This window comes from Erythrobacter sp. S259, assembly GCF_057364965.1.
Map to the genome: position 1 here is coordinate 3,144,915 of NZ_CP200286.1, position 23,771 is coordinate 3,168,685.

The window sequence follows — 23,771 nt, forward strand, 5'->3', positions numbered from 1 at the left end:
TTTCTGTAACAAGAGAAATTCATGCTCAAATTTTTTTCAGCTGTCTTCTGTCCCGCCCGGGTCCTTACGGCTTACGAATTTGAGCAGGCCCACAACTTTCGAACCCAGCCGGATCAAACGCATAATCTGCTGCGGCGGCACATGGATCATTTGGTTGTACCAGCCCTCCACAGTGTTGATGAAGTCGTGCATGCCATGAAGACGTTGGCGCACTTCGGCGCTGATCTTGGGGTCGTCGATGTCCTGCATGGCCGCATTTATCGCGGCGACCATGGGGTCGATCTCGCGTTCCTTACGCCCTTGCGCAACTTTGCTGGCCATCTGCCACATATCGGTTTCAGCCACATAGTGATCACGCCTATCACCCATCACTGGCACGCGCGTCACCAGCTTCCAATTGAGCAGTTCCTTGATCGAATTGGAGACGTTGGACCGGGCCATTGTGAGCTTCTCAGCAATCTCTTCGGCGGTGAGCGGGCGGTCTGACAAAAGCAGCAAAGCTTGTATCTGGGCGACAGAGCGATTGACCCCCCACTGCCCGCCAAGGTCACCCCAGCGAAGCACAAAGGCTTCAACCGCTGGGGGAAGTTTGTCCGACTCGATTGTTATTTCTGTCATAACAGAAATGTCTGTCATTACACCCGTCGAGTCAAGCGGCTTTTGCAACCAATCTGCGGCGATGTGCGATTTGTTCATGCTTTCCCGCCATCAGCGCAGCGCAAACATGAAAGGAACGTCGGACCGTCAGCCGGGGTCCTGCATCTTTTTGCGGCCTCCGAACCACATCCGTCGCAGTACACCGTCTTTTTGCACAAACTGATGCAGGAATGCGGCGGCGATGTGGACGGCCAAGAGGGCAATCAACAGCCAAGTGCCGATCTCGTGCAAGAAGCGCCGCCCGTCAAAATCGCTCGCCCCAAGAAAGCCAAACACCTCCCGCACGTCAAACGCCCCGTATGGGAGGACAGCGTATTCATGCGCAGCGGCCGTGTAGATGCCCGTTGCTGGGACGTAGATCATCAGCGCGTAAAGCAGCAGATGCGAGAGCTTCGACAGTATCGCCTGCGTCGGCGCAACTGTTTCTGGAAGCGCTGGCGGCGGGTTCCCAAGCCGCCACAATATGCGCAAGACCAGCAAGATTATGACCGTAAAGCCCAGCGTTGAATGCCCCTCAAGCGACCAGGTTAAGTCGGCCTCGTTATTGATGTCGTCAAAGCCCTGTCCAAACACCAGCATCATGATGATCAGAAGGGCAATCGCCCAGTGCAGAAATTTGGCTATGCCGGTGTAGTGGTTCAATGTCGCTGAGTTCACGATACCCATCCCAAATTGTGAACGCGGTTAGCCTGCGTGCTTTGCGGCGCGGTCTTCGTCGCTCATCATGGAAGGGGGGCGTTTTTCCATAGGCATCATCGCGAACTGCTCATCGCTCATCGCGAATATGCCTTTGAGAAGGGCCTCTGGGCGGTCCGGGTTATAGCTGTCCGGATTGTAACCGGGGTTGGGGATTTTTCCGCCTTGGCCTTCGAACTCAATCGGGTTCGTAAACTTGGCCAATTCCTCATCGCTGATCCCGGCAAGTTCCTGCACTTCAGGATCGATCCAGTCCTTTGGCCCAATCGGATAATCCGCATTGCCGAATGTCGCGACTTCGAGGCAGGTATCTTCTGGACCTTGGAAATAGATGCTGTGGCACATGCCGTGGTCCATTGGTCCCATGACATTGTAACCGCGCGAACGGATACGGTCGCGCATGTTGAGCAGATCATCAAGCGTATCGACGTTGAACGCGAGGTGCTGCATCGTTCCGGGCGCGGAAGGCCCGCCTGTGTGGCCCGGATTGGTCCGGCCATATTCGACCTTGGCGTCCTTGTTTGCGGGATTGAAAACGAAGGCAACCTGGCTGCTATCATTCATTTCAAGGAAGCCGTGCCAGCATCCCTCGACCCCATGCATCCAGTAAAGCGCTACGAGCCTGAAGCCGAGCACATCGGTGTAGAACTCGATCTGCTCTTTCATATTGTTCGTCGAAATCGCCAGATGGTTGAGGCCGTTGGCCTTGATGTTCTTGTTCATGAGTTCTCTCCGCTCGAGCCTGCTAATCTATATTTGTTTGAGCGCCCATTCATGGACGACATCGGAAAATTCTGCGGTGTGGAACAGCATCAATTGATGCGAGGCTCCATCAAAAACCCGGAAATCAACGGGGCCGCCAATCCCCTCAGCGATCATTTTGACCATCTCCACCGGGAATGACGGGTCCTTCTCACCAACGGTGAACAGAACCGGTTTGTCATTCTCAGAAGGAGGCTTGGGCGGGTCATATTGCATGAGGCTGGCCCAGCTTTCGAGATCATATTCCCAGGTGTTCCAAGGGTCTTTCTTCTTCTGTTCTTGCGCGCCGAGATAACCGTAGTCTTCGTCGAAGTTGAAGAAGCTGGCGATGTCCAGTTTGGCAGCGCCTTTGAGTAGTGGCATCGCCTGCTTGAAACCCTCGGTCCGAAATGGCGCTCCGCCCGCGGCGATTATCTGGTGACCTGGCACAAAAATAGAGCCCATCGCAACGGCTCCAGTTACATCCTCGTGACTAATCGCGCTGATCGCTGCGCCCACACCGAGACTAGACCCCAAGGTAAAGACGGGAAGCCCGGTTAGTTTTTTCACATGGGTCGCATAATCCATGCTGCCCTGGACCCATTCTTCCATAGTCCACTTGCCGCGCGGACGGTTCGTGGTGGAACGGCCGTGGCCGGGCGCATCAAAGCTCCAGATATCGACCCCTTTGGCCGCATGGTGCTCGCAGAAGACGTCGTAAATGCCTGCATGACCGCCAAGGCCGTGCGAGATCACGAGAGCATAATTTGGATCCTCGCCAGGGAAGCGAAAAGAATGCAATTCATTCAAAACGTGCTGTTCCATGCGCATTTGCGCTCTCCCTCAATACGCTTGTTCGAGCAGGGTGATTATGTCTGTTCGGCTCAGTTCTCTTATATTGGCACGGCAAAATGCATTGAGCATCGCGCCATCGGCAATGGCATCGAAATGCCCGCGTTTCACGCCAACATCTCTCAATTTCGTCGGCATGCCAAGGCTGGCGATCAATTCTGCGACCAATTCGCCCGCTTGACGGCTCGGGGTCCCCATGGCGTTCGCAATCCACTGCATGCGCTCGGGCGCCGTTTCTGCGTTAAAGGCCATGACATGAGGTAGCATGACGCAGCTTGTGTAGCCATGCGGCACATTTGCCACCGCGCCCAATTGATGCCCGATCCCATGGCTGGCGCCATAAGGCGTGCGGTTAAGCCCCGTGCAGGCCATCCAAACCGCAGTCTGACAATCAAGCCTTGCATCCAAATTATCAGGTTCATGCTTCGTGAGTGGCAGCGCTTTTGCAAAGAGGCGCAGGGCATGAAGCGCGCCTGCATCCGCGATTGGCTCTGGGCCGCTCGACAATATCGTCTCCACCGCATGATCAATCGCGCGAATGCCGGTTGAAAGCCACAAGGCCTCAGGCGTGTGCACGCAAAGGGCAGGGTCAAGAATGACGCTGGCCGAACCAATCATCGGCGCGGTGAAGAGCTGCTTCACCTGAGTTTTCGTATCGACGCAGCCTGCAAGATCGCTGAATTCGGCACCGGACAATGTGGTCGGCACGATAATCTGACGGCATGGCGGGTCGGCGATCTCTGGAACGATCCGGCTCCCCGATGCATCGACCGAAACCGCAGCCTTGCCTAGATCATCACCGTTCTCGATACCCTGCGCGAGGCAGATAAGCGCAACCTTGACCGTGTCCATCGGTGTGCCGCCACCAATTGTGATCACCAGATCGGCATCGCAATCGCGCAAATAGCTCGCCAAAGCGAATACTGCGGAACGCGGCACATGGTCGATCAGATCGGTGAAAGTGCCTGCGTGTTTTTCGCCCAAGACCTCTTCAATCAGAGCAACAATTGGCGTGTTGGCGACGATGACATCCGGGACAACGATGACCACCCGCGACGCATTTCGGGTGGCGGCTTCCAGCCGAACCGCTTCAGCGGCAGGCCGACCAATATGCACCCGGTCCAAGGCCAGGTTGTGGAACGTGCGTCCGTTGGTATACGCCTGCCCGTTCATCCCCGGGAGAGCCTTTTGGCGAGCGACCAACGGTGAACCTCTGATGGGCCATCATAAATGCGGAAACCGCGCATTTCGGTCGCGATCTGCGCCACAACCGTATCGTGGCTTACGCCAAGCCCGCCAAGGATTTGCTGCGAGCGATCGGTGATCCGGTCGAGCGCCTCAGAACATGCGACTTTGGCCAAGCTGGATTCCCTGCCGCCTTTTTCACCCTGGTCAAGCAACCAAGCGGTGTACCAAATCGTCAATTTGCTGGTGTGAAGGTCGATCTCATTGTCAGCGAGCAGGAAGCCTACGCCTTCATGGTCAATCAAATTGCCGCCAAAGGCTTGGCGCGTTTTCGCATATTCGGTCGCGATGTCGTGGCAGCGCTTCGCCGCGCCCCACCAGCGCATGCAATGCGTAAGACGGGCGGGTGCGAGCCGGACCTGCGCATAACGAAAGCCTTCACCCTCAGCCCCCAAAATAGCCGATGACGGCACCCGAAGCCCGTCAAACACGACCTCGCCATGCCCGCCGGTAAAGGTCCGGTCCACAGTAGGTACATCGCGTTCGATTGTGATGCCCGGCGCATCCATATCGGTAAGGAACATCGTCGCCGCGCCGCCTTGCTCTGGGTCCTGAGGACGCGCCATGATGATCGCAAAGCCCGCACCATCTGCACCTGTAATCAACCATTTACGGCCCGAGATCACGAATTCGTCGCCATCCTTGCGATAGGTTGTTTGCATCAGGCTGGGATCAGAACCAGCACCAGGAGATGGCTCGGTCATGCAGAAGCATGAGCGTATCTCTGCCGCCGCCAATGCGGCGAGCCAGCGCGCTTTCTGCTCGTGGGAGCCCACACGGTACATAAGGTTCATATTGCCTTCGTCCGGCGCGGCACAATTCATCGCGATCGGGCCATAAAGCGAATATCCAGAAGCCATAAACGCGATCGCGCAGTCGATATGGTTTAAACCCATCCCGCCAAATTCGCGCGGGACATGAGGTGACAAAAGACCAGCTTCCTTGGCCTTTGCTGTCAATTCGTCACGAAAGGGGTCGCGCACCTGCTCTGGTAGGCCTGGCTTTTCAAGCGGGATGATCTCCTCACGAACGAAAGTCTCAACGCGCTCTTGCAGCTCGATCTGCTCGGAAGAAAGTTCAAAACTAATCATTGACGATGATAGCCCCTATCAAGATTTCTAACTTTCATTGTCTGACAATAGGACATGATGCAATAGCGCGTAACCGGGGTGAGTGGGTTTTTGCTAAATAGGCCCTTGCTGTTGCTTAGGTGTCCGGCGATCTATCGCTGCTCGAATACGGGCCTGCCGCTCGCGGGTTAATGGCCAGGAAAGCAACACCGGCACTGTTGCCAGAAGGCCGAATGCTGGCATCAAACCAAACGTCCAAACCAAGACGTTGGCGCCCTCTACTCCTGCATCGCTCGCGCGGTAGCCCAAAGCTGCGGGCAGGTTGGTGGCGATCAACACTCCGATTGCGACTGCGCCCTTGTTCACCATGCCCCACAAAGCGAAATATATGCCGGTCCGCTCTTCTTTGCTTCTCGCAGCATCAATATCAATCACATCTGCTGCCATGCCATTGGTGAGAACGGTTATAGCGCCTAGGGATGTCGCTTTCATAAGCGATAGGGCGAAAAATATCGGCAGTGAACTGCTGCCAAAAAGCGCAATGAGCAGGCTAATGCATCCGCCCCAAATCGCCGCCACGGCAATCGCTTGGTGCTTGGAATAGCGCCGCGAAAGATAGAGCCAGAACGGAATGGAGGCGACCATCACCAAGAGCTCGCTGAGCAACAAGACAGGAAACAGTTCTTCATTGAGAAAGACGTGTTCAAAGATCAAAGCTTTGAGCGCGGTTGCCCCAAATTCCGCCGCCAGCATGAAAAAGCTAATGAAAAGCAGCCCGCGAAAAGGGCGGTTTTTCCAAATTATGCGAAGCTTGGCGAAGGGCGTCCCGCGTTGCGTTTTTTCTGCATTTAGATTGGGCAACTCAGGCTCGCGCAGAACCCCAAATGTTATGGAAAATAGCAAAGGCGTCAGGATAATCGCGATCAACGCCATCATGTAAAGCTGATCGCCCAATCCTCCCCCTAAAGAGAGCGACACATAGGCTGCAGCTGACAATCCAAACAACGTTCCAACAAGGCCGAGCCCTTCGCGCCAACCTGCCAGCTCGGCGCGCTCATCATAATGAGGGAGAGCTCTGCTCCGAAAGCTTTGAATGGCAGGTCGACCAGTGTGAACCCCAGATACAGAAGAAACGCCCAGCCAAAAACATAGAGGAGGCTCACCTCTTGCGGCGGGACGAACAGCATCCAGGCGGACAGGCACATCAGCGGCAAACCGATCAGAATGACAGGCTTGCGCCGCCCAATCGGAGTGCTCAGCCGGTCAGAAATCCAGCCCACAATAGGATCGGTCACCGCATCCGAGACGCGGGTTAAAGCAATCATCAAGCCAACAGCCGCCAGACTTAGCCCTCTGTCTGATGAATAAAATGCAGGGATGAAGGCGACCACCGGGATCGTTGCGATCGAATAACCGAAATAGGGCAAGCCATAGACGGCGCGTTGCCATCGGCTGAGTGCTGCCGCAGTGCTTTCGCTCATTTGCCGTTGATCCCCTTCGCTACATCGCTGGTATAAATGCTCGCAGATCAACTGCAATGTGTCAGCGATCGGAAGCTCTGTGACGAACTCGCGCTTCGATTAACCTACGGGCCTTGCAGTGCGAGCGGTTTGTATTACAATATTACAAATTGCAACGGCGGTAGCGCAACGCCGTGATCTATGGGCAGGTTAGGGGAATGGTCATCGCCGAATTACCGAAGGATGGAAGCTCCAACTGGTCGGTGCCGGCAACGTTCAACTTTGCCGGAGACGTTGTCGACCGCTGGGCGCAAGACCCAGCCTGTCTCGCTTTGATCAGTGTTTCTGAGAATGGGGACGAGACATTCTGGACCTACGCCCAGATATCGAAGCGTTCCTCGCAACTGGCGCATTTGCTGGTCCAGAACGGTTTGAAACAGGGCGACCGTGTGATTGTTATGTTGCCGCGTATCGCCGAATGGCAGATCGCGATGACCGCCGTCCTACGCATGGGGGCGGTGCCGATACCTTGCATCACAATGCTAACCGCCAAAGATATCGCCTACAGGGTAAGACACTCTGGCGCGCGCGGTGCAATTGCATGCTTTGAGGACACTTCCAAATTCGACAATCTGGAAAGCCTTGCTGTCAAAGTCAGCGTCGGAGAAAAGGTCAGCGGCTGGTCATCGCTTGAAAGTTCGATCGCACTGGATGAGGTTTTTGAACCCGCAACCGTCAAAAGCGACGACGTTGCGATTATTTACTACACCTCGGGCTCAACCGGTGAACCAAAAGGCGTTACGCACGCGTCCCGTGCTTTATGGGCATGGTCCAATTCAGCCATTCATTGGCTCGGTCTGGACGAGAACGAGCGCATTTGGTGCACCGCCGATACGGGTTGGTCAAAATCAGGGACAAGCATTTTGTTCGGGCCGTGGAGCCAAGGCGCGTCGGTCTTGTTCTATAACGGCTCCTTCGATCCCGCAAAGCGATTGCAACTGCTTGAGAGGTACGAAGTGACCTGTTTTTGCGCTGCGGCAACTGAGCTGAGGCAACTCGTCCTTGAAGATTTTTCGCAGGTTTCGCTGCCACACCTGCGCCGGACTGTTTCGGCAGGCGAATCTGTCAATCCTGAAATTATCAATCGGTGGCGTGAACTGACAGGCACGACCGTGCTTGATGGCTATGGCCAGACCGAAACTCTTATGACGATTACGAACCGGCCAGATGGCGAGGTGAAACCGGGCTCGATGGGACGCGCGCTGCCAGGCGTGGATGCTGCCGTCCAGACGCCAAATGATGAAATTTTGACCAAAGACGCATCCGGGCAGCTTCTCATTGGCATGCCAAACCCGCAGGTCATGCTGCACTATTGGGACGACCCTGTGCGAACCGCTTCGACGATCTTGAAGAGCGATGGCAGAGAATGGTTCCAAACGGGCGATAACGTCCACATAGATGCCGATGGCTATATCTTTTACTCAGGCCGGGCCGATGACATTATCAATTCTTCGGGGTACAGGATCGGCCCTCAAGAAGTAGAGAATGCGCTTAGCGAGCACGCGGCTGTGAGGGAATGCGCGGTAGCCGGCATCCCTGACGACAAGCGCGGCGAGCTGGTCAAAGCATGGGTCATTTTGAACACGGGTTATAACGGCAGCGCTGAGCTGATGTCCGAACTCCAGACGCATACCAAAAAGGCAACCGCCCCATACAAATATCCGCGAGCGATTGAATTTGTCGCGGACCTGCCCAAAACCACCACCGGCAAAATTCGCCGCAATGTCCTTAGAGAAAGCGCCAGCATATGAGCACCGGGTCTTCCATCAAATCTCTCAAGCGTGCGCCGGCTTATGAATTGGCGGAAGAGGCGCTGCGCGGGATGATTATGGAGGGCGCGCTCAAACCCGGTGAAATGCTTCCCGTCGAACACGATCTTGCAGAGCAACTCGGCGTGACGCGGCCTACGGTTCGTGAGGCCCTGCGCAAGTTAGAAAGTTCAGGCCTCGTTGTGAGAGGCGCGCGCCGCCGCTTGGTGGTATCTGCTCCGTCGCCTGACATTGCTTCGGATGCCATGCTCCAAGCGATTGTGCTTCACGGGATTTCCTATCGCGAGATTTGGCAGATGCATATGGCAATGGAGCCGATGGCAGCAGAACTTGCCGCAAACAAAATTGATACGGCGCTGCTGGCCAAGATTGAGGCCAATCTGGTCGCCACCGAAAGTATCCTCAGCGAACCCGAAGCATTGGTCGAGGCCGATATCGAGTTTCACGACCTCGTGGCCGAAGCCTCAGGCAATCACGCCTTGCTCTTAGCACGTGCGCCCATTGGCCAGTTCCTGTTTCCGGCTTACGGCGCGGTGATTGAAAAATTAGGCCCGGGTCAGCGTTTATTGGAGGCACATACTCACGTGTTCAACGCGCTTAAAATCGGGGACGCCGAAACTGCTCGCACCTGGATGGAAAAGCACATCATGGATTTCCTTCGCGGATGCGAAGTCGCTGAGCTCGCAATCGACGATCCCGTGCATAAGGTGAACACCGATTGGAAGCTGCTGCCTTTCAAGCAAGCGGTCACTTAACCACGCTCCGGCTCGCCAACCACTTTTCCAAAGCCTGTAAGCGAACTCTAAAACAGCGCATTTGACACGCCTTTGCAGCATTGTCATACAATACGACATAAAAAATGGAAGTGTTTGGGAGAACGCGACGATGACTAAGCGGAATTTGTATTTCGGTACGGCGAGCATTGCTCTGGCAAGCAGCCTTGCAGTGACACCTGCATTCGCACAAGAAAGCGCAAACGCGGAAGAGATCGACACCGCTGACAATGTGATCATCGTGACCGCAACGCGCCGGGCCCAGGACATTCAAGATGTTCCAATTGCAGTAACCGCAGTCTCGCCCGAGCAGCTTGAAAGCGCTGGTGTGGTCGATGTCAGGGATATTGCGCAGGTCGCCCCAAGTTTCTCTGCAAACTCAGCTCAATCCTCCACTCGCACTCCGACTTTCAGGATTCGCGGTGTTGGCACAGCTGGCAACAACTTGGGCTTCGAGAGCGCGGTTGGTGTCTTTATTGATGGCGCCTATCAATCGCGTCCAGGCATTGCGCTGAGCGAATTTGTTGATGTTGAGCGTCTCGAAATTTTGCGCGGGCCTCAGGGCACATTGTTTGGCCGCAACACAACGGCTGGTGCAATCAATCTTACAACCAACAGGCCAGATCTGAGTGAATTTGGCGGCTTTGCCAATGCGACTTATGGCAATTTCGACTTGATTAGCGTTCAAGGCGCGGTCAACGCTCCTCTCGTCGAAGACACATTGGCTGTGCGTTTGACCGGTGCCTATCGTGAACGCGATGGCTATGTTGATATTGTGGACAGCTCGGGCAATCAGATCGGCGAATCCGGTGTGCTCGATCAATTCCTGTTGCGCGGTCAACTGGGCTATGAAAGCGAAGGCGGTGTCAGGGGGCGCCTTATTGTCGATTACTCCGAGGCGGATACGGTGTGTTGTTCCCCGGTTGAAATCCTGTCGTCACCTCTGGAAACATCTGGACTTCTGGGCCTTTTGAGCGGTGACCCACGGGGCGGACAGGCTGGACCGGTAATCAATACAAACCCATTTGACACAGCGACCGCTGAAGAGGCTCTGGAATCGCTTGTTACAACGGCCAACCGCTTGCCTCTGGAAAGCTCAGAATCCTTCGGCATCACAGGAGAACTTGAATTTCCATTGGGCGACACGGCAGACCTGATCCTGATCGGTTCGTACCGGAATTTTAACACTGTCGAGAGCTCTGACAACGACTTTTCGGGTCTTGATATCTTTGAATCCGATAATGTTGAGGTCACCTATGAGACCTTCACCGCTGAAGCACGGCTTCAAGGTGAAGCCTTTGATGGCAAGCTTAATTGGTTGGTGGGCGGCTTCTATTCCAACGAAACGATTGACTCAGATGTTCAGACCTCTCTGGGGCCGGGCTTTGACTTGGTGACAGGCGCCATTCTCGGCGGAAACTTTGGCCCAGCACCTTTGGCGCTATTCACCGGTGCGTCACCGGCTCTAACGGCAACGGATTATCAATTCACTCAAGATGCGGAAAGCTGGTCGATCTTCACCCACAATGTGTTTGAGGTGACAGACGGGCTCAGCCTGACGGTTGGCCTGCGCTATTCGGATGAAAGCAAGCAGGGTGATTTCGTCCAGTCTGGCAACACCAATCCGACGTGCACAGGAGCACTTGGCTTTGCCGCTGCGAACCAACCGCCGTCACCACTCGCTGGTTTGATCCCGCCAATCGTGGGGCTTGGGTGCTTTGCCTTTACTGCACCCACGATCCCCGGCGTACCGGGTCTGCCGCAGGAATTTGATGTACCGTTTGACGACACAGAATTTATTTACACCGGGAAGGTGGCCTATGAGTTTGATGCGCCTGTCACAGCTTATGCCAGCTTCACACATGGCTTCAAATCGGGCGGCATAAACTTCGATACGACAGCTGCAATCATTAACCCTGCGACCGGTGTGGCAGGCAACCCGACATTCCCATCGGAAGAGGTTGATGCCTATGAAATCGGTGTCAAAGCGCAGGTCTTGGACGATGCTGTTACGTTGAATATTGCGGCATTCCGCGAAGAGTTTTCAAACTTCCAAATTTTGGACTTCAACGGACTGCAATTTACAGTCTTCTCTGTCGACAAGGCACTCTCGCAAGGTATCGAGCTTGAATCGGTCATCCGTCCAACCGACGGCCTCACATTCAACGTCGCCGTGACTTACCTTGATGCGAACTACCCGGACGATTGCGCGGGCACATCAACACTACCAAGCGTTACCGCGCTTTGCGGCTTTTCACTAAGCAATGCGCCAGACCTTACCGTTGTTGCAGGCATGAATTATGAGAAGGATCTTGGCAGCGATCTGCGGGGCTTTTTCAATGCACAAACACGCACGGTCAGCGACCAGCGTACGGGTACACAGGCTGTCGCTCCAGCAACCGGCATTCTGAACCCATTCGATGTTTTGGATGGCCAAACAAAGGTCAATCTGCGTGCAGGCATCGGTGCTCAGGACGAAAGCTGGACCTTGGAGGTGTGGGGCGTGAATGTGACCGATGAGATCACATATGACGCTGCATTTAACACCACGCTTCGTAGTGGCTCTCGCTCGGCCTTCCCCAGCTTGCCTGCGACCTATGGCGTGACAGTCCGGACAAAGTTCTGAGCCTGAAACTCAAAACTTGGGCATTTCTTGATAGGCAGATTTCCGGGCGCGGCTTTGTCCCCGCGCCCGTTCTGTTTGGGCCGCGCGTCACGCGACATTCAAATCGAAACCAACTGCAAAATGGCATTCGACTTTGACGGATATGACCGTGTCGGTCGCTTGCGGTCCCACCTAAAGTTTGAAAGATTTGCGAGGAACAGATGCTAGATACATCGGTGGAAACATTTCCGGTCGATATAGTCGCGCTACTTGGCTGGATGGACGAGCAAGGCCTCGAGGACGGTCCGCTTGCCGATGCCGAATTGTTAGCCGGGGGCACGCAAAATATACTGCTCGCTTTTCGCCGAGGTGGGCGAAAGTTTGTCCTACGCAGACCGCCAATGCATCTTCGTAAAAACTCCAACACGACCATGCTTCGCGAAGCGCGCGTTTTGCAGGCATTGTCGGGCAGCGGCGTACCGCATCCGGGCTTTATCGCGAGCTGCGATGATGAAAGCGTCATTGGTGCATGCTTCTATCTGATGGAGCCAATTGACGGGTTCAATCCGCAGAACGGCTTACCCCACCTTCATGCAAATGCCCCCGCAGTGCGCCGCCGCATGGGTCTGTCCTACATAGAAGGTTTGGCCGCACTTGGCGGTGTAGATTACCGCGCTGCCGGTCTGCAAGGGTTCGGTAAGCCTGACGGGTTTCTTGAACGTCAACCCTCGCGCTGGATGGGCCAATTGGAAAGCTATGCGGTGTTCGATAGCTGGAGCGGCTTCAAAGAGCTGCCTGATGTCGATCCGATTGTCAGTTGGCTAGAGACAAATACGCCGCAAGACTTTCAGCCCGGTATCATTCACGGCGATTGTCATCTAGCCAACACCATGTTCGAGCCGAAAAGCGCCGAATTGGCCGCTTTCGTTGATTGGGAATTGGCAACGATCGGGGATCCGCTGGTTGACGTCGGCTGGGTCATTGCAACCTGGCCCAGTCCAACGGACGACAGCATCGGTGTGGTCCGGGTCGAACCGTGGGACGGCTTTCCCACCGCCGAAGAACTGGTTGCCCATTACGGTGAGCGGACAAACCGCAAGATGGATGCAATCAATTGGTACGCGGTTTTGGCGTGCTTTAAACTGGGGGCAATCCTTGAGGGCACGCATGCGCGGGCAAGTGCGGGTAAGGCGCCCAAAGAAACCGGAGATCGGCTCCATGCATCAACGATCACTTTGTTTGAGCGCGCAGAAAAACTGATTGCTAAGGCCTAGCGAGATGCCGGCAGCGACAATCCCGCGGGCATCGGTCAGAATTTTCCAGCCAGAGGTCGCTGGGATCTAATCTACAGCTGTCGCTCTTGCCTCATATTCGTCCGGTCAATTTGTGCCCGCAGTTCTCTTTGTTGTTCCCGCCCAATCGGGAAATTCCACATGATAACCGCGACCGCCAAGATCAGCACTGTAGGGGATATCGCCGCAACCATACGGACGCCTTCTAGGGTCACCGGATCGTTGACGATTTTCGCATCAAAGCCGACCCAATCTAAAATGGGAAAGGTGAACCCTACGGCCAATGCAGCGCCCAATTTCGCAGTGAGGGTCAACATCGAATAATACAGGGCGCTGCGCTCTGCTCCTGTGTTCACGCGGTCGTAATCAATCACATCTGCCATCATGGACCGCATCAAGAAGGTGTTGCTGCCAAAGGAAACGCCAATCATCAAATAGACAAGCAACGCTGGCCAGAAGGCCCCGCTTGGTAAGAAAAACAAGCAGATTGAGGCCGAGGCAGATTGCAATGAAACGAAGCACAAGGTTTGATGTTTGCCGAAGCGTTTGGCGAGCTTTACAAATGGCAATACACACACAAACCCGACCAGAAAGATCGCCACCAGAAACAGGCTGGCCGCCTGCGGAAGCAGCAGCACATGGATGATGAAGAAGAAATGGATCGACCCGTTTATGCCGCCCTGAATGCCAATCATCAGGTCCGCGAGCAACAAGCGGCGTAGCGCCAAATTTGTTGCAATCGACCGCAGCCCTTCACGCCACTTGGGTTGAGCCGTCCACTCTATTTTTGGCTCGTCCACCGCGAATAGTGCCACAACGAACAGGATCGGTAGTGTGATGAGAATTACGCTGCCCATCGCTTGGCTGCGCATTGCCATGGTTGCACCGGGCGACACATATTCCAAGCCGGCCGGTATCGCCAGCACCACCACAGCGCCTGCCAACCCGCAGATATGCAAGGCCCCCATAATCCGTGAGCGTTGGTCATAATCTGAAGACAGCTCACTAGCCCAGGCTGTGTGTGCCAGCATCAATAAGGTCCAACCTGCGTACATCACGAGCAGCGCGATCAATAGGCTTGACTCGCTGGCAGGCTGGGCTGGGAAAAACAGTGGATAGGCACCAGCCAATATGATCGGTAGCCCCAAGGCGATGGCTGGCCGCCGTCTGCCCCACCGTGACCTGACCCGGTCGCCCAGCACGCCAAAAACCGGGTCGGTAAACACATCGAAAAACCGCGCAGCCATAAACACAAGACCGATCACGGACAGACTAATGCCGAGCTCTGCATACATCGGGGGCAGCACCGCTACGAGCGGCAAAGAAAGCGCAGTGAGTGCAAAGCTGGGCGATGCAAAACGGTACAATGACCAAGTCGAAAGGTGTCTGCTCAAAGGGCTGCCACCACCAATATACCGCCGCCAAACACAGCGCCTAAACTTAAAAGGAAGAAGAAGCAGAAGCCCAAAATTTGGCGGACCTTCAATCCCGCTATCGCCAGCATGGGCAGGGCCCAAAACGGCTGGATCAGATTTGTCCATTGGTCGCCGTAAGCAACAGCCATCACGATTTCCTCATGCGGGGTTCCGAGCGCTGTTGCCGCCTCAATGAAAATCGGTCCCTGTACGGCCCATTGTCCGCCGCCGGACGGGATAAAGATATTGAGCAATCCGCCAGAGAGAAATGCGAAGAAGGGCAAAGTATCAGCAGACGATATCGAGACAATACCCGCAGCCAATATCGCCACCAGCCCGCTTCCGATCATCAACGCCATCATCCCGGCATAGAAGGGATAATGGAGCAGTATGGGTGCAACAACTGAACCAGCCTGTCCAATTTTCTCAACTAGATCGCGCGGGGATTTGATGAACAGGAGAACGGCAAGCAACAGCGTCCAATTGACAGTGTTGAGGTCGATGGTGAGGCTGCCATCGAACGCGCGCTGTGCGAGGTAAAAGCCAAGCCCGGCTGCCAGTAGCAGGGTGAACCAACGCGAAGTCTCGAGTTTGTCAGCAGGCGTGCTCGCGGCATCTACGACGGCCTTATCATCGGCGGGTTCTTCCGATGGCAATTGGGTGGCCTGTTCATCCGAATGCAGGAACAAGGCCGTCGCGCATATTGCGATGATCGCGGCCACGATCATCATGCCGTTCCAAGGCGTGAAAATCGTTTGCGACACAGGGATGACGCCCATCTGCGCTTCCATCGCATGGCCCCTTGTCGCGACAAACAGCGCCGCCGAGCTGGAATAACCCATGTGCCAGATGCACATGCCTGCATAAGCGGTTGCGACAAGCAAAGGGTAGTTGAGTTTGATTGTGCGCTTTCCAGCCTCGGTAGCAACGGCCTTGGCAATAATTGCCCCGCCGACCAGCCCGAGCGACCATGTGATCAAACTAAGCCCCGACCCTGCCAGACCCACGAGCACATAGGCCTGCTGCGCAGAGCCCGGCAATTTCGCCAACCGGTTGAGGCCAGCTGCAACCGGTCCGGTGTTCGCCAATGTATGTGAGAAAATCAGCGTGAGGCTAAGCTGCGCCATAAAGGCCAAAAGGCTGGGCAACCCGTCACCCCAGAGCCCAAAGACTTCTCCCGGTCTGGTATCAGTCAATAGCAGACACGCCGCAATTGTTACCATCGTCAGCGCAATGGTGAATATGATGGGGTCGGGATAATAGCGCGCGAAAAAGCGGTCGAGGCGTTGCTGCAAAGCGATCACGTCATCTCTCTTCCTATGAAGTGCCTGCTACTCCGTTATTTGGTTCTCTAGCGCCTCATCTATGTCCCAGCGCCGATGGCACACAAAAGCACCAACACACCATTTCGCGCAGCGCACCGCTAAAGTTCGGAGAACGCCTTCGCCTTATCGACGCGCACATCTTGGGGCAGGCCTAGAACGCGTTCAGCGATGATGTTCTTGAGGATTTCATCAGTCCCGCCTGCAATGCGCAGACCCGGTGCGTACATGAAACTCTGCTGGAACACCGCATCGGCGGGAGCCTTATCCTTGTCCGTAATCAGCCCGAAATGGTCTTGCATCTCGATCGCGCTGTTGGTGATATCCTGCAAATGATTGGCCGTGATGATCTTGCCAATGCTGTTCTCCGGGCCCGGTGTCTCACCTTTAGAAAGCGCGGTCTGCGTGCGGAATTTGGTCAGCTTGTAGCCCTGCGCTGCGACATACCAATCGGCCAGTTTCTGGCGGAAGGCGCTGTCGGATAAAGTGCCTGATCCGCGCGCATAATCCATGATCTCTTTCCAATCAGGACCCGGCGAACCGCCGACTGCAAGCCGCTCATTCATGAGCGTCACCAGAGCAACTTTCCAGCCCATGCCGGGATCGCCCAAACGGTCGGTGTCGGGGATGCGCACATCGGTGAAATACACCTCGTTGAACTCACTGCCGCCTGATGCCTGATGGATTGGGCGGACCTCGACGCCTGGCTGTTTCATGTCCACGATAAACATGGTCAGACCCTTGTGTTTTGGCACATCGGGATCAGTCCGCGTCAGAAGAATGCCATAGTCGGAAAACTGCGCGCCCGTGGTCCAGACTTTCTGGCCGTTGATCACCCACTCATCACCGTCTTTCTCGGCTTTGGTCTTCAGGCCCGCAACATCGGAACCCGCCGCAGGTTCTGAGAACAGCTGGCACCAGATTTCCTCGCCCACCAAGGCGGGCTGGACGTAGCGCTTCTTGTGTTCGTCACTGCCAAAAGCGATGACCGTTGGCACACACATGCCAAGGCCAATAGCGAACGGCGATGTTGGCGCGTCGAATTTGGTTTCTTCCTGGTTCCAGATGACCTGCTGCATAGGCGATCCGCCGCGCCCGCCGATTTCCTTTGGCCAAGTGATCTGGGCAAAGCCGCCCTCGGCCTTGATTTTCTGCCATGCCTTAGCGCGCTTCAGAAACTCGCCGCCGCGATCACGCGGGTTGCTGTCCGCGTTCTTTGGCTCCAAATGCTTGGAAAGGAACGCGTTTGCCTCGGCGCGGAATTCTGCTTCTTCTGGGCTATCTTTAAAGTCCATGAGTTTGATCTCTTCTCTTAAAATTTTAGCCTTAGCCGGCATTCTTGCGTTCGAGCGCTGTCACCAGCTTCTCTTTCCAAACCGCCGGGTTGCCCGCTTGCACGCCAAGCAGTTTGGCACGCCGCAAATGCAAATGGCAATCCGCCTCCCAGGTAAAGCCCATCCCGCCGTGTGTCTGAATGTTTTCCTTGGACGCAAACCAATAGGCCTCAGATGCAGCAACCCTTGCAGCAGCAGCGGCTTCGGGCAATTCCGCCGCGTCCGTTGAAAGCGCCCAAGCACCGTAATAGCAGTTGGAGCGCGCCACTTCGTTCTTCACATACATATCAGCGAGCTTGTGCTTGATCGCCTGATTGCCGCCAATCGGGCGGCCAAAGGCAACACGTTCTTTCGCATAGGCATTGGCCATTTCGAGGCAGACGGAGGCGCCGCCCAATTGTTCAAACGCAAGCAGGACGGCCGCCCGGTTGAGCACTTGCTCATACAGCGCCAAACCTTGTCCGGCCTTTCCCATCCGTTCTGCGGCTGCACCGTCGAAGACTATCTCTGCATGACTGCGCGTTGGCTCAATCGTGCCGAGCGAGCTGCGGGTAATGCCAGCGCCATCGAGCTCTACAACGACCAGCGATTGCCCCGATCCCTCTTGCACCAGAACAACCGCATGAGTTGCGATATCGCCGTCGGTCACAGGGATTTTGGTGCCGGTGACTTTGTCGTCTTTGAAAGATGCGTTGATGCGTGCGGGCGTTACAGCACCGGGACCTTCTGAAGCCGCGATAGTGCCGACAACAGAACCATCCGCGACACCGGGCAGCAACGCCGCCTTTTGCTCTTGCGATCCGCAAAGCTTCAACGCTTCGGCGAAGAAAATGCGCTTGATCCGAATGGCACGGGCGCGAGCGCGCGGCCCAATTCTTCTGCGATCACGCACAACTCCAGCATGCCAAGGCCAAGGCCGCCATACTCTTCAGGAATGGCCGCGCCCAGCCAGCCCATCTCAACGACTTTCTGCCAGACACCAGCATGGTGGGTCATGGCATCATCATCCAGCACCTCGCGCACTTCCTTAGTCGTGCACTGCGCGCTCAGAAATTTCCGCACTTCATCGCGCAGGAATTTTTGGTCGTCAGAAAAATCGAAATTCATGTTGCGAATACCTCTCTTGCACTCCCGCTAGATCATATTGTTATGAGTAGGGCCAGCCAAAATTCCCTTGAACTGCGCCGTTTGCCGCTCCGCGAACGATTGTACGCCCTCTTTCGCGTCCTCACCTGCGACTAGCTCAGCCTGAACCGGCGCCAGCGCTGCGACGGCGGCGTTGATGAGAACTCAAAGCGCAGAAGAAGGCGTGCGTTATCCAGCCGTCCGCAAAGCACGAGGCCTAATATGGAGGGAATGGTGTGGGTATGAGCGTATACCAAGAGCACCGCGTTCACAGCCTGCTCACACGGAAAGGCGGTCCCGTAACGCGCTGACACTAAGCTATCGAGAAATATGGTGAGCCCTGCTGGGTTCGAACCAGCGACCTACTGATTAAAAGTTTCTGGTCAGGGGGTTTCAGTTCGTCCCCAATGTACCCAGAATTTCCTTCAAAGCCTTGTTAATCAATATGAACTATTGAATCTTAGCTCCCAACTGTTCTTGACTTGTTCCACCAAATCGCGCATACAGTGAATCCTGTATGAATCCTTTTTTGAGCTCCTGATTTTGCCATGGCTAAACGCGTCGCCCCGCTTACTGCTGTCCAGATTTTGCGGACCAAGCCGCATCCGAAGCGCACGATTGAACTTGTCGATGGTGCAGTTCCCGGCCTGCGGTTGAGAGTTATGCCTACAGGTTCGAAGAGCTGGTCGCTCGCTATGAGAGCAAACGGTGTCATGCGCCGTTTCAACGTTGGAACAAACCTGAGCCTTAGCCATGCTCGTATCAAAGCACAGGACTTAAGGCGTCAGATTTCCGAAGGTGCGGATCCAACCGAGGAGAAAAGGGCCGCGCGTCTGAAGGCACTTTCAGCCGTTGAGGGAGTAGGCACGTTTGGCTCGATGATTGATGCCTATTTCACGATCGGCAATGGCGCTGGCCTCAAAACAGCGAAGGTTCAACAAAAGCACCTGAAATCATTCTTCAAGTCCATGCTCAAGCGTCCCGCGATCGATATTCGTGCAGTTGATTTGCAGTTAGCGGTGGACGCCCACAAGGCGAAAATTACCGCTTCTCGTGCTGTTGCCTACCTGAGCCCGGTGGTCAAATGGGCCAGTAAGCGAGAGTTGATGCGTGGCCCATTCAGCATTGAGAAGCCCGTAGTCGGGCCTCCCAGACAACGGGTTCTCGATGAAGAAGAACTGCGCAAGCTGTTGCCTACGTTCGACGATCCTTATGGACACTGCTGCCTGTTCCTACTTCTCACCGCCGCTAGGCGCAGTGAAGCGGTTAACGCAACCTGGGACCAGATAGATTTCAAAGCCAGGATCTGGAAAATCCCTGGAGAGGAACGGAAGGACACACGAGCACGAGCCCAGCGCAAAGCCAAGCCAAGACAGGCAATGGCTGTGCCCTTGTCAGACCAAGCACTTAAGTTACTTCAAGATGTTATGCGCAGCGAGCAGCAGCGGCTCGCGATCCTTGACCGCCCGACTGAAATCAAACTGGCGGATCAAATATTCGTCACGAGTAACGGCGGAACATTGATCAACTGGTCACGCTGGTTGCTTGCGAATACTAAGAAATCGGGGGTAACCGACTGGTCAGCGCACGCATTGCGTCGCACGGCAGCTACCATGGCCGGCAATCTTGGTGCCGCACCGCATGTGATCTCAGCCATGCTAGGTCATACGAATATCGGGGGACAGTTGGTCGCAGGGTATAACAAGTCGAGATACTTCGATGAACACGCTGACCTGATGCAGAGGATCGGCGCACGGATCAAACAACTCGGCTTTTGAACTGGGATTCACAAAGCGACGACCGAATTGCAAAAGGAAGTTGATCAGATTGGCACCGTGAGCTGAAAGAGGTGGATTTGATCAGAAGAGGACTCACATCATGGGCAATAAACATCTGTATTATATAAGCATTTTTGAGCTACTCTTGCATGAGGTCTGCAAATAGGCCCGCTACTTCACGCAACTATCTGATATACTGGGGTGATAAGGGGGCGATCTTTTTGATCGTGCCAGGATCTTAAGTTGAGCAGAAGTCAGCTTTGCGTCCCAAGCCATATCGTCGCAATTGAAAGTAAATCTAAACAGGACGCATTTACCGACTGGTGGCTGAGGGTGTCCAACACATGGACGCGTTTTGGTGCGCATAGCTACGCCGCGCGACCCCACTTATGTGAGGTCGGCGCTCGGAAAGTCACCACCAGTGTTTCTGGCAATTGATGCAGTGATAATGGGTCTTCTGATGGTGCCGTTGTGGACCATCATCATGTTCTGGTCAGCTAGCTTTTGACAGCCGCTTACCTTGCGGTTTGGTCAAAATTGACCTGTCCCCAAAGAAGTGAGTCACATTGAGAGTTAGGATTTCGGTTATTTACGGCTTGAAAGGAGCTGATGGATGGCACGGAAGAGATACACACCAGAACAGGTTATCGGGATGCTGCGTGAGACCGAGGTTCGGCTGTCGCAAGGAGAGAAGGTTGGTGCGATCTGCCGGTCGCTCGGCGTGTCGGAGCAGAGCGACTACCGCTGGCGGCGTGAGTACGGCGGCTAAAGGTCAGTCAGGCGAGACGGTTGAAGGACCTTGAGAAGGAGAACCAGCGGCTCAGGAAGGCGGTGTCTGATCTGACGCTGGACGCTCTGACCCTGAAGGAGGTTGCCGAGGGAAAGTACTGAGCCCTTTACGACGACGGCTGGCCATCGACCACGTGCAGGAAGTGCTGGGCGTATCCCAGCGCCGGGCTTGCCGGGTCGTTGGTCAGCACCGTTCGACCCAGCGCAAGCTGCCAACGCCTCCGGTCGATGAGAAGCTGTTGACAACTGCGATCGTCCGGCTGGCTCAGCAATATGGCCGGTACGGCTATCGCCGGATCACGGCGTTGCTGCGCAATGAAGGTTGGTTGGTGAACGCCAAGCGGGCCGAGCGCATATGGCGCCGTGAAGGGCTCAAGGTGCCGCAGAAGCAGCCCAAGCGCGGGCGGCTTTGGTTTAACGAGGGGTCATGTGTATGACTTAGGCCGCAATATCCCGGTCACGTCTGGAGCTATGAGTTGGGCGCGCTGCGCTTGCCCTTCTCCGCTTCGCTCCGAATCCGTCATGGACCGCACGCATGATGGCAAGGCATTCCGCATGCTCACAGTGATCGACGAGCACTTCAGGCAGTGCTTGGCGATCCATATCCAACGCAAGCTGAAGAGCGATGATGTTCTGGCTGTCCTCACTGAGCTGTTCCAGCGCCGCGGTCCGCCCGATCACATCCGCAGCGACAATGGTGCGGAGTTTACCGCACACGCCCTGCGCGACTGGCTTGGCAGGATCGGTGTAAAGACGCTCTACATCGAGCCGGGATCACCACGGGAGAATGGCTACAACGAAAGCTTCAAAGGCAAGCTTAGAGATGAGCTTCTCAACGGCGAAATCTTCTACAGCCTCAAGAAAGCGGTCATCCTGATCGAGCGCTGGCGCATCCATTACAACACTGTTCGACCCCACTCATCGCTCGGCTACCAGCCGCCCGCACCGCAAACGATCTTGCCTCGCCCTGCTGGACTGCCTTACGCTACGCTTCAGGCCCCCCAGCAGGGCGACCATAACCGCCGGAACTCTAACTTAACCGGTGGATCACCCCGATGCGGCAGGTCATGAGCTTCCATTTGTGAGGGCACGACGTCCAAGATCACGCGAAGTTCAAGCTCAGGCCAGCCAAATCGAGAACTCGATTTCAATATCTTAATTGTCAAAACCTTTGCTTGACCGTTAACAGTTTTTAGCAAAGCAGGGGCGAATTGATGAAAAAAGATAACGAGGGCCCAAGAGGTTCCGGCTTTAACAGACTTGATCCGGATGATGTTATTGCTCCACTCGTCGACCCGGCATTTTCCGCTTCGATGGCGAGTTTCCCGGGACCTGCGACAAACACGGTTGGTCTTCCGACTACTGTTACGGTCGTTGCTGACGACTTTCGTACACGAGCTCAAATACAAGCAGACCTCCAAAGTGCTGGGTTTAGGGTCAAGGATGGCGGACAGCTTTCAAGCTTCATAAATGAAGCGGATCGTGATCTTGGTGATATGGTCATCGTCGAGTGTTTGCGAGCTGATGATCGGTCGCTCGGTGCATTAAGTCTCATTGATCAGCGCCTTGAGCGCCAAGGTGGGCATTTGATTGTTTCAACAGACCTTGAGGCTCTTGATAATGTTTTCTCTCTTGTCGGACTTCCAGAATCGCAAATCCTTGTCACGCCAAGCCGATCGGAGAGGATAATAGCTGTTGGAAGGACTATGGCCAATCTGACGGAAGATTGTGTTCGTGAAATTACGGCGCAAGATCGCCTAGCATTACTTTACCTGTCGCGTCAGGTGGAGAGCATTGCGAGCAAACTAGAAGATCTGTCCGCTCAAAAGTCTCAAAACTCATTCCGAAGAAATGAAGAGCGTTCGTATAATACGCAGAACGTCGAGGGAGAGCAGCGTTCGAACGACCATGGACCTTGTGAGATACCAATTCCGGGAGTAGTGCGACTAGCCATCTCCGCCCGCAAAGCTCGAACAAAATTCTTCGATGCTGAGCTCTTTTCCGATCCCGCATGGGACATGCTTCTAGACCTTGCCTTAGCGCACGGCGAAGGCCGAAAAGTTTCAGTGACGAGCTTATGCATTGCTGCACAAGTGCCCGCGACGACTGCGCTTCGCTGGGTCAAGGAGATGGTCCAAAATGGAATTTTCGAGCGGGATGCCGATCCAGCGGATGGAAGACGTACATTTATTAACTTGAGTCAAACATCTTTCGAAGGGCTATGTTCGTACTTTAGTGAATTTTCGAAGATGGTGTTATTGCAACATGACTTGATCGACAATCGAGGCTAGCATGCGAGTGACGACAAGGTCATCAGAATTGGAACAATTCGACGATCTCAATGGATTTCATAACTATGTCCCCCGGTTCTTAGCTGTGGGGGATGTAATGTTGGATTTTCTGGTTTGGGACGGGAGTGTTGCAAACGAAAGGCTTTGTCTTAGCAATGTAGAATTCGAGCTACTTTGGTTTCTCTCAACGCATCCTGGAACCGCCTTTTCGAAAGAGCAGATCGTTGAAACTGCTTGGCCAATTTCTGGCGAGGATCGTTTAAACAGCGTCTCGGCGCACGTTGCCGGGATCAGAGGGAAACTCGCCAAGTTTGGATTGGCTAGTTTGTTAGCGAGCCACAGCGCCTTGGGTTACTATTTGAAGGTCTAGAAGCTCCATGCTGCTTGTTGTCGTATGGTGCGTTTGGGTGTCATCCGGGTAAAGCCAATTGTCCTTCCTTTCTCAAACCAAACTCAGGCTTCCACCATAGGTCACTTGGGTGGATTTGGTTCATCGC

The 23,771-nt window shown here is 54.9% G+C and carries 18 protein-coding genes and 2 pseudogenes; 8 read left to right on the forward strand and 12 right to left on the reverse strand.

The window, feature by feature from the left end; genetic code table 11:
* Positions 1 to 36: 36 nt before the first annotated feature.
* From AC0V60_RS14995 to AC0V60_RS15025, 7 genes and pseudogenes are all read right to left on the reverse strand, one after another.
* On the reverse strand, positions 37 to 618 hold the full coding sequence (locus tag AC0V60_RS14995) for a GbsR/MarR family transcriptional regulator (RefSeq protein ID WP_486179231.1): 582 nt from the start codon (positions 616 to 618) through the stop codon (positions 37 to 39).
* A gap of 126 nt (positions 619 to 744) precedes the next feature.
* The gene (locus AC0V60_RS15000; RefSeq protein ID WP_486179232.1) at positions 745 to 1,314 is read right to left on the reverse strand and encodes a cytochrome b; all 570 of its coding nucleotides are present in this window, start codon (positions 1,312 to 1,314) and stop codon (positions 745 to 747) included.
* 27 nt (positions 1,315 to 1,341) lie between these two features.
* Positions 1,342 to 2,076, reverse strand: coding sequence for a VOC family protein (locus tag AC0V60_RS15005; RefSeq protein WP_486179233.1), 735 nt, complete (start codon positions 2,074 to 2,076; stop codon positions 1,342 to 1,344).
* A 27-nt stretch (positions 2,077 to 2,103) separates the two neighbouring features.
* Complete coding sequence (locus tag AC0V60_RS15010) at positions 2,104 to 2,919, reverse strand: alpha/beta hydrolase (RefSeq protein ID WP_486179234.1); 816 nt, start codon at positions 2,917 to 2,919, stop codon at positions 2,104 to 2,106.
* Positions 2,920 to 2,937: 18 nt separating this feature from the next.
* Entirely contained in the window at positions 2,938 to 4,119 is a 1,182-nt protein-coding gene (locus AC0V60_RS15015) for an iron-containing alcohol dehydrogenase (RefSeq protein WP_486179235.1), read from the reverse strand.
* Positions 4,116 to 5,282, reverse strand: a complete 1,167-nt coding sequence (locus AC0V60_RS15020; protein WP_486179236.1) for an acyl-CoA dehydrogenase family protein — start codon at positions 5,280 to 5,282, stop codon at positions 4,116 to 4,118. Before AC0V60_RS15020 ends, AC0V60_RS15015 begins: the two co-directional genes overlap by 4 nt.
* Before the next feature lie 93 nt (positions 5,283 to 5,375).
* Positions 5,376 to 6,742 (reverse strand): annotated as a pseudogene (locus AC0V60_RS15025) (MFS transporter).
* A 197-nt stretch (positions 6,743 to 6,939) separates the two neighbouring features.
* Between AC0V60_RS15025 and AC0V60_RS15030 the strand changes: the two are divergent.
* From AC0V60_RS15030 to AC0V60_RS15045, 4 genes are all read left to right on the forward strand, one after another.
* Positions 6,940 to 8,532 (forward strand): acetate--CoA ligase, encoded by a 1,593-nt coding sequence (locus AC0V60_RS15030; protein ID WP_486179237.1) that lies wholly within the window; start codon positions 6,940 to 6,942, stop codon positions 8,530 to 8,532.
* Positions 8,529 to 9,305 (forward strand): FadR/GntR family transcriptional regulator, encoded by a 777-nt coding sequence (locus AC0V60_RS15035; RefSeq protein WP_486179238.1) that lies wholly within the window; start codon positions 8,529 to 8,531, stop codon positions 9,303 to 9,305. The genes AC0V60_RS15030 and AC0V60_RS15035 overlap by 4 nt, the downstream gene beginning before the upstream one ends.
* A 130-nt stretch (positions 9,306 to 9,435) precedes the next feature.
* Complete coding sequence (locus AC0V60_RS15040; protein ID WP_486179239.1) at positions 9,436 to 11,949, forward strand: TonB-dependent receptor; 2,514 nt, start codon at positions 9,436 to 9,438, stop codon at positions 11,947 to 11,949.
* Positions 11,950 to 12,149: 200 nt separating this feature from the next.
* On the forward strand, positions 12,150 to 13,202 hold the full coding sequence (locus AC0V60_RS15045) for a phosphotransferase family protein (protein WP_486179240.1): 1,053 nt from the start codon (positions 12,150 to 12,152) through the stop codon (positions 13,200 to 13,202).
* 71 nt (positions 13,203 to 13,273) lie between these two features.
* On the opposite strand, the gene AC0V60_RS15050 is transcribed toward AC0V60_RS15045, so the two are convergent.
* The 5 genes from AC0V60_RS15050 to AC0V60_RS15070 form a co-directional block, all read right to left on the reverse strand.
* A complete protein-coding gene (locus AC0V60_RS15050; protein ID WP_486179241.1) occupies positions 13,274 to 14,614 on the reverse strand; it encodes an MFS transporter in 1,341 nt (446 codons plus the stop codon).
* Positions 14,611 to 15,939 (reverse strand): short-chain fatty acid transporter, encoded by a 1,329-nt coding sequence (locus AC0V60_RS15055; RefSeq protein WP_486179242.1) that lies wholly within the window; start codon positions 15,937 to 15,939, stop codon positions 14,611 to 14,613. The genes AC0V60_RS15050 and AC0V60_RS15055 overlap by 4 nt, the downstream gene beginning before the upstream one ends.
* 119 nt (positions 15,940 to 16,058) lie before the next feature.
* Complete coding sequence (locus AC0V60_RS15060) at positions 16,059 to 17,252, reverse strand: acyl-CoA dehydrogenase family protein (protein ID WP_486179243.1); 1,194 nt, start codon at positions 17,250 to 17,252, stop codon at positions 16,059 to 16,061.
* Between the two features lie 31 nt (positions 17,253 to 17,283).
* Positions 17,284 to 18,105 (reverse strand): acyl-CoA dehydrogenase family protein, encoded by an 822-nt coding sequence (locus AC0V60_RS15065; protein ID WP_486179244.1) that lies wholly within the window; start codon positions 18,103 to 18,105, stop codon positions 17,284 to 17,286.
* A complete protein-coding gene (locus tag AC0V60_RS15070) occupies positions 18,102 to 18,398 on the reverse strand; it encodes an acyl-CoA dehydrogenase family protein (RefSeq protein WP_486179245.1) in 297 nt (98 codons plus the stop codon). Before AC0V60_RS15070 ends, AC0V60_RS15065 begins: the two co-directional genes overlap by 4 nt.
* Before the next feature lie 566 nt (positions 18,399 to 18,964).
* Between AC0V60_RS15070 and AC0V60_RS15075 the strand changes: the two genes are divergently transcribed.
* The 4 genes and pseudogenes from AC0V60_RS15075 (at position 18,965) to AC0V60_RS15090 (ending at position 23,644) form a co-directional block, all read left to right on the forward strand.
* A complete protein-coding gene (locus AC0V60_RS15075) occupies positions 18,965 to 20,194 on the forward strand; it encodes a tyrosine-type recombinase/integrase (RefSeq protein ID WP_486179246.1) in 1,230 nt (409 codons plus the stop codon).
* A gap of 613 nt (positions 20,195 to 20,807) precedes the next feature.
* Positions 20,808 to 22,054 (forward strand): annotated as a pseudogene (locus AC0V60_RS15080) (IS3 family transposase).
* A 143-nt stretch (positions 22,055 to 22,197) separates the two neighbouring features.
* Positions 22,198 to 23,274, forward strand: a complete 1,077-nt coding sequence (locus AC0V60_RS15085; RefSeq protein ID WP_486179247.1) for a MarR family transcriptional regulator — start codon at positions 22,198 to 22,200, stop codon at positions 23,272 to 23,274.
* A gap of 28 nt (positions 23,275 to 23,302) precedes the next feature.
* Entirely contained in the window at positions 23,303 to 23,644 is a 342-nt protein-coding gene (locus tag AC0V60_RS15090; RefSeq protein WP_486179248.1) for a helix-turn-helix domain-containing protein, read from the forward strand.
* Positions 23,645 to 23,771 lie beyond the last annotated feature (127 nt).

What these genes read in the sequence shown, in the direction of transcription:
- AC0V60_RS15030 (WP_486179237.1), top strand. Translation starts at nt 6,940, where the DNA reads ATGGTCATCGCCGAATTACCGAAGGATGGAAGCTCCAACTGGTCGGTG.
- AC0V60_RS15020 (WP_486179236.1), bottom strand. Translation starts at nt 5,282, where the DNA reads ATGATTAGTTTTGAACTTTCTTCCGAGCAGATCGAGCTGCAAGAGCGC.
- AC0V60_RS15040 (WP_486179239.1), top strand. Translation starts at nt 9,436, where the DNA reads ATGACTAAGCGGAATTTGTATTTCGGTACGGCGAGCATTGCTCTGGCA.
- AC0V60_RS15075 (WP_486179246.1), top strand. Translation starts at nt 18,965, where the DNA reads ATGGCTAAACGCGTCGCCCCGCTTACTGCTGTCCAGATTTTGCGGACC.
- AC0V60_RS15070 (WP_486179245.1), bottom strand. Translation starts at nt 18,398, where the DNA reads ATGAATTTCGATTTTTCTGACGACCAAAAATTCCTGCGCGATGAAGTG.
- AC0V60_RS15010 (WP_486179234.1), bottom strand. Translation starts at nt 2,919, where the DNA reads ATGGAACAGCACGTTTTGAATGAATTGCATTCTTTTCGCTTCCCTGGC.
- AC0V60_RS15015 (WP_486179235.1), bottom strand. Translation starts at nt 4,119, where the DNA reads ATGAACGGGCAGGCGTATACCAACGGACGCACGTTCCACAACCTGGCC.
- AC0V60_RS15005 (WP_486179233.1), bottom strand. Translation starts at nt 2,076, where the DNA reads ATGAACAAGAACATCAAGGCCAACGGCCTCAACCATCTGGCGATTTCG.
- AC0V60_RS14995 (WP_486179231.1), bottom strand. Translation starts at nt 618, where the DNA reads ATGACAGAAATAACAATCGAGTCGGACAAACTTCCCCCAGCGGTTGAA.
- AC0V60_RS15060 (WP_486179243.1), bottom strand. Translation starts at nt 17,252, where the DNA reads ATGGACTTTAAAGATAGCCCAGAAGAAGCAGAATTCCGCGCCGAGGCA.
- AC0V60_RS15045 (WP_486179240.1), top strand. Translation starts at nt 12,150, where the DNA reads ATGCTAGATACATCGGTGGAAACATTTCCGGTCGATATAGTCGCGCTA.
- AC0V60_RS15035 (WP_486179238.1), top strand. Translation starts at nt 8,529, where the DNA reads ATGAGCACCGGGTCTTCCATCAAATCTCTCAAGCGTGCGCCGGCTTAT.
- AC0V60_RS15085 (WP_486179247.1), top strand. Translation starts at nt 22,198, where the DNA reads ATGAAAAAAGATAACGAGGGCCCAAGAGGTTCCGGCTTTAACAGACTT.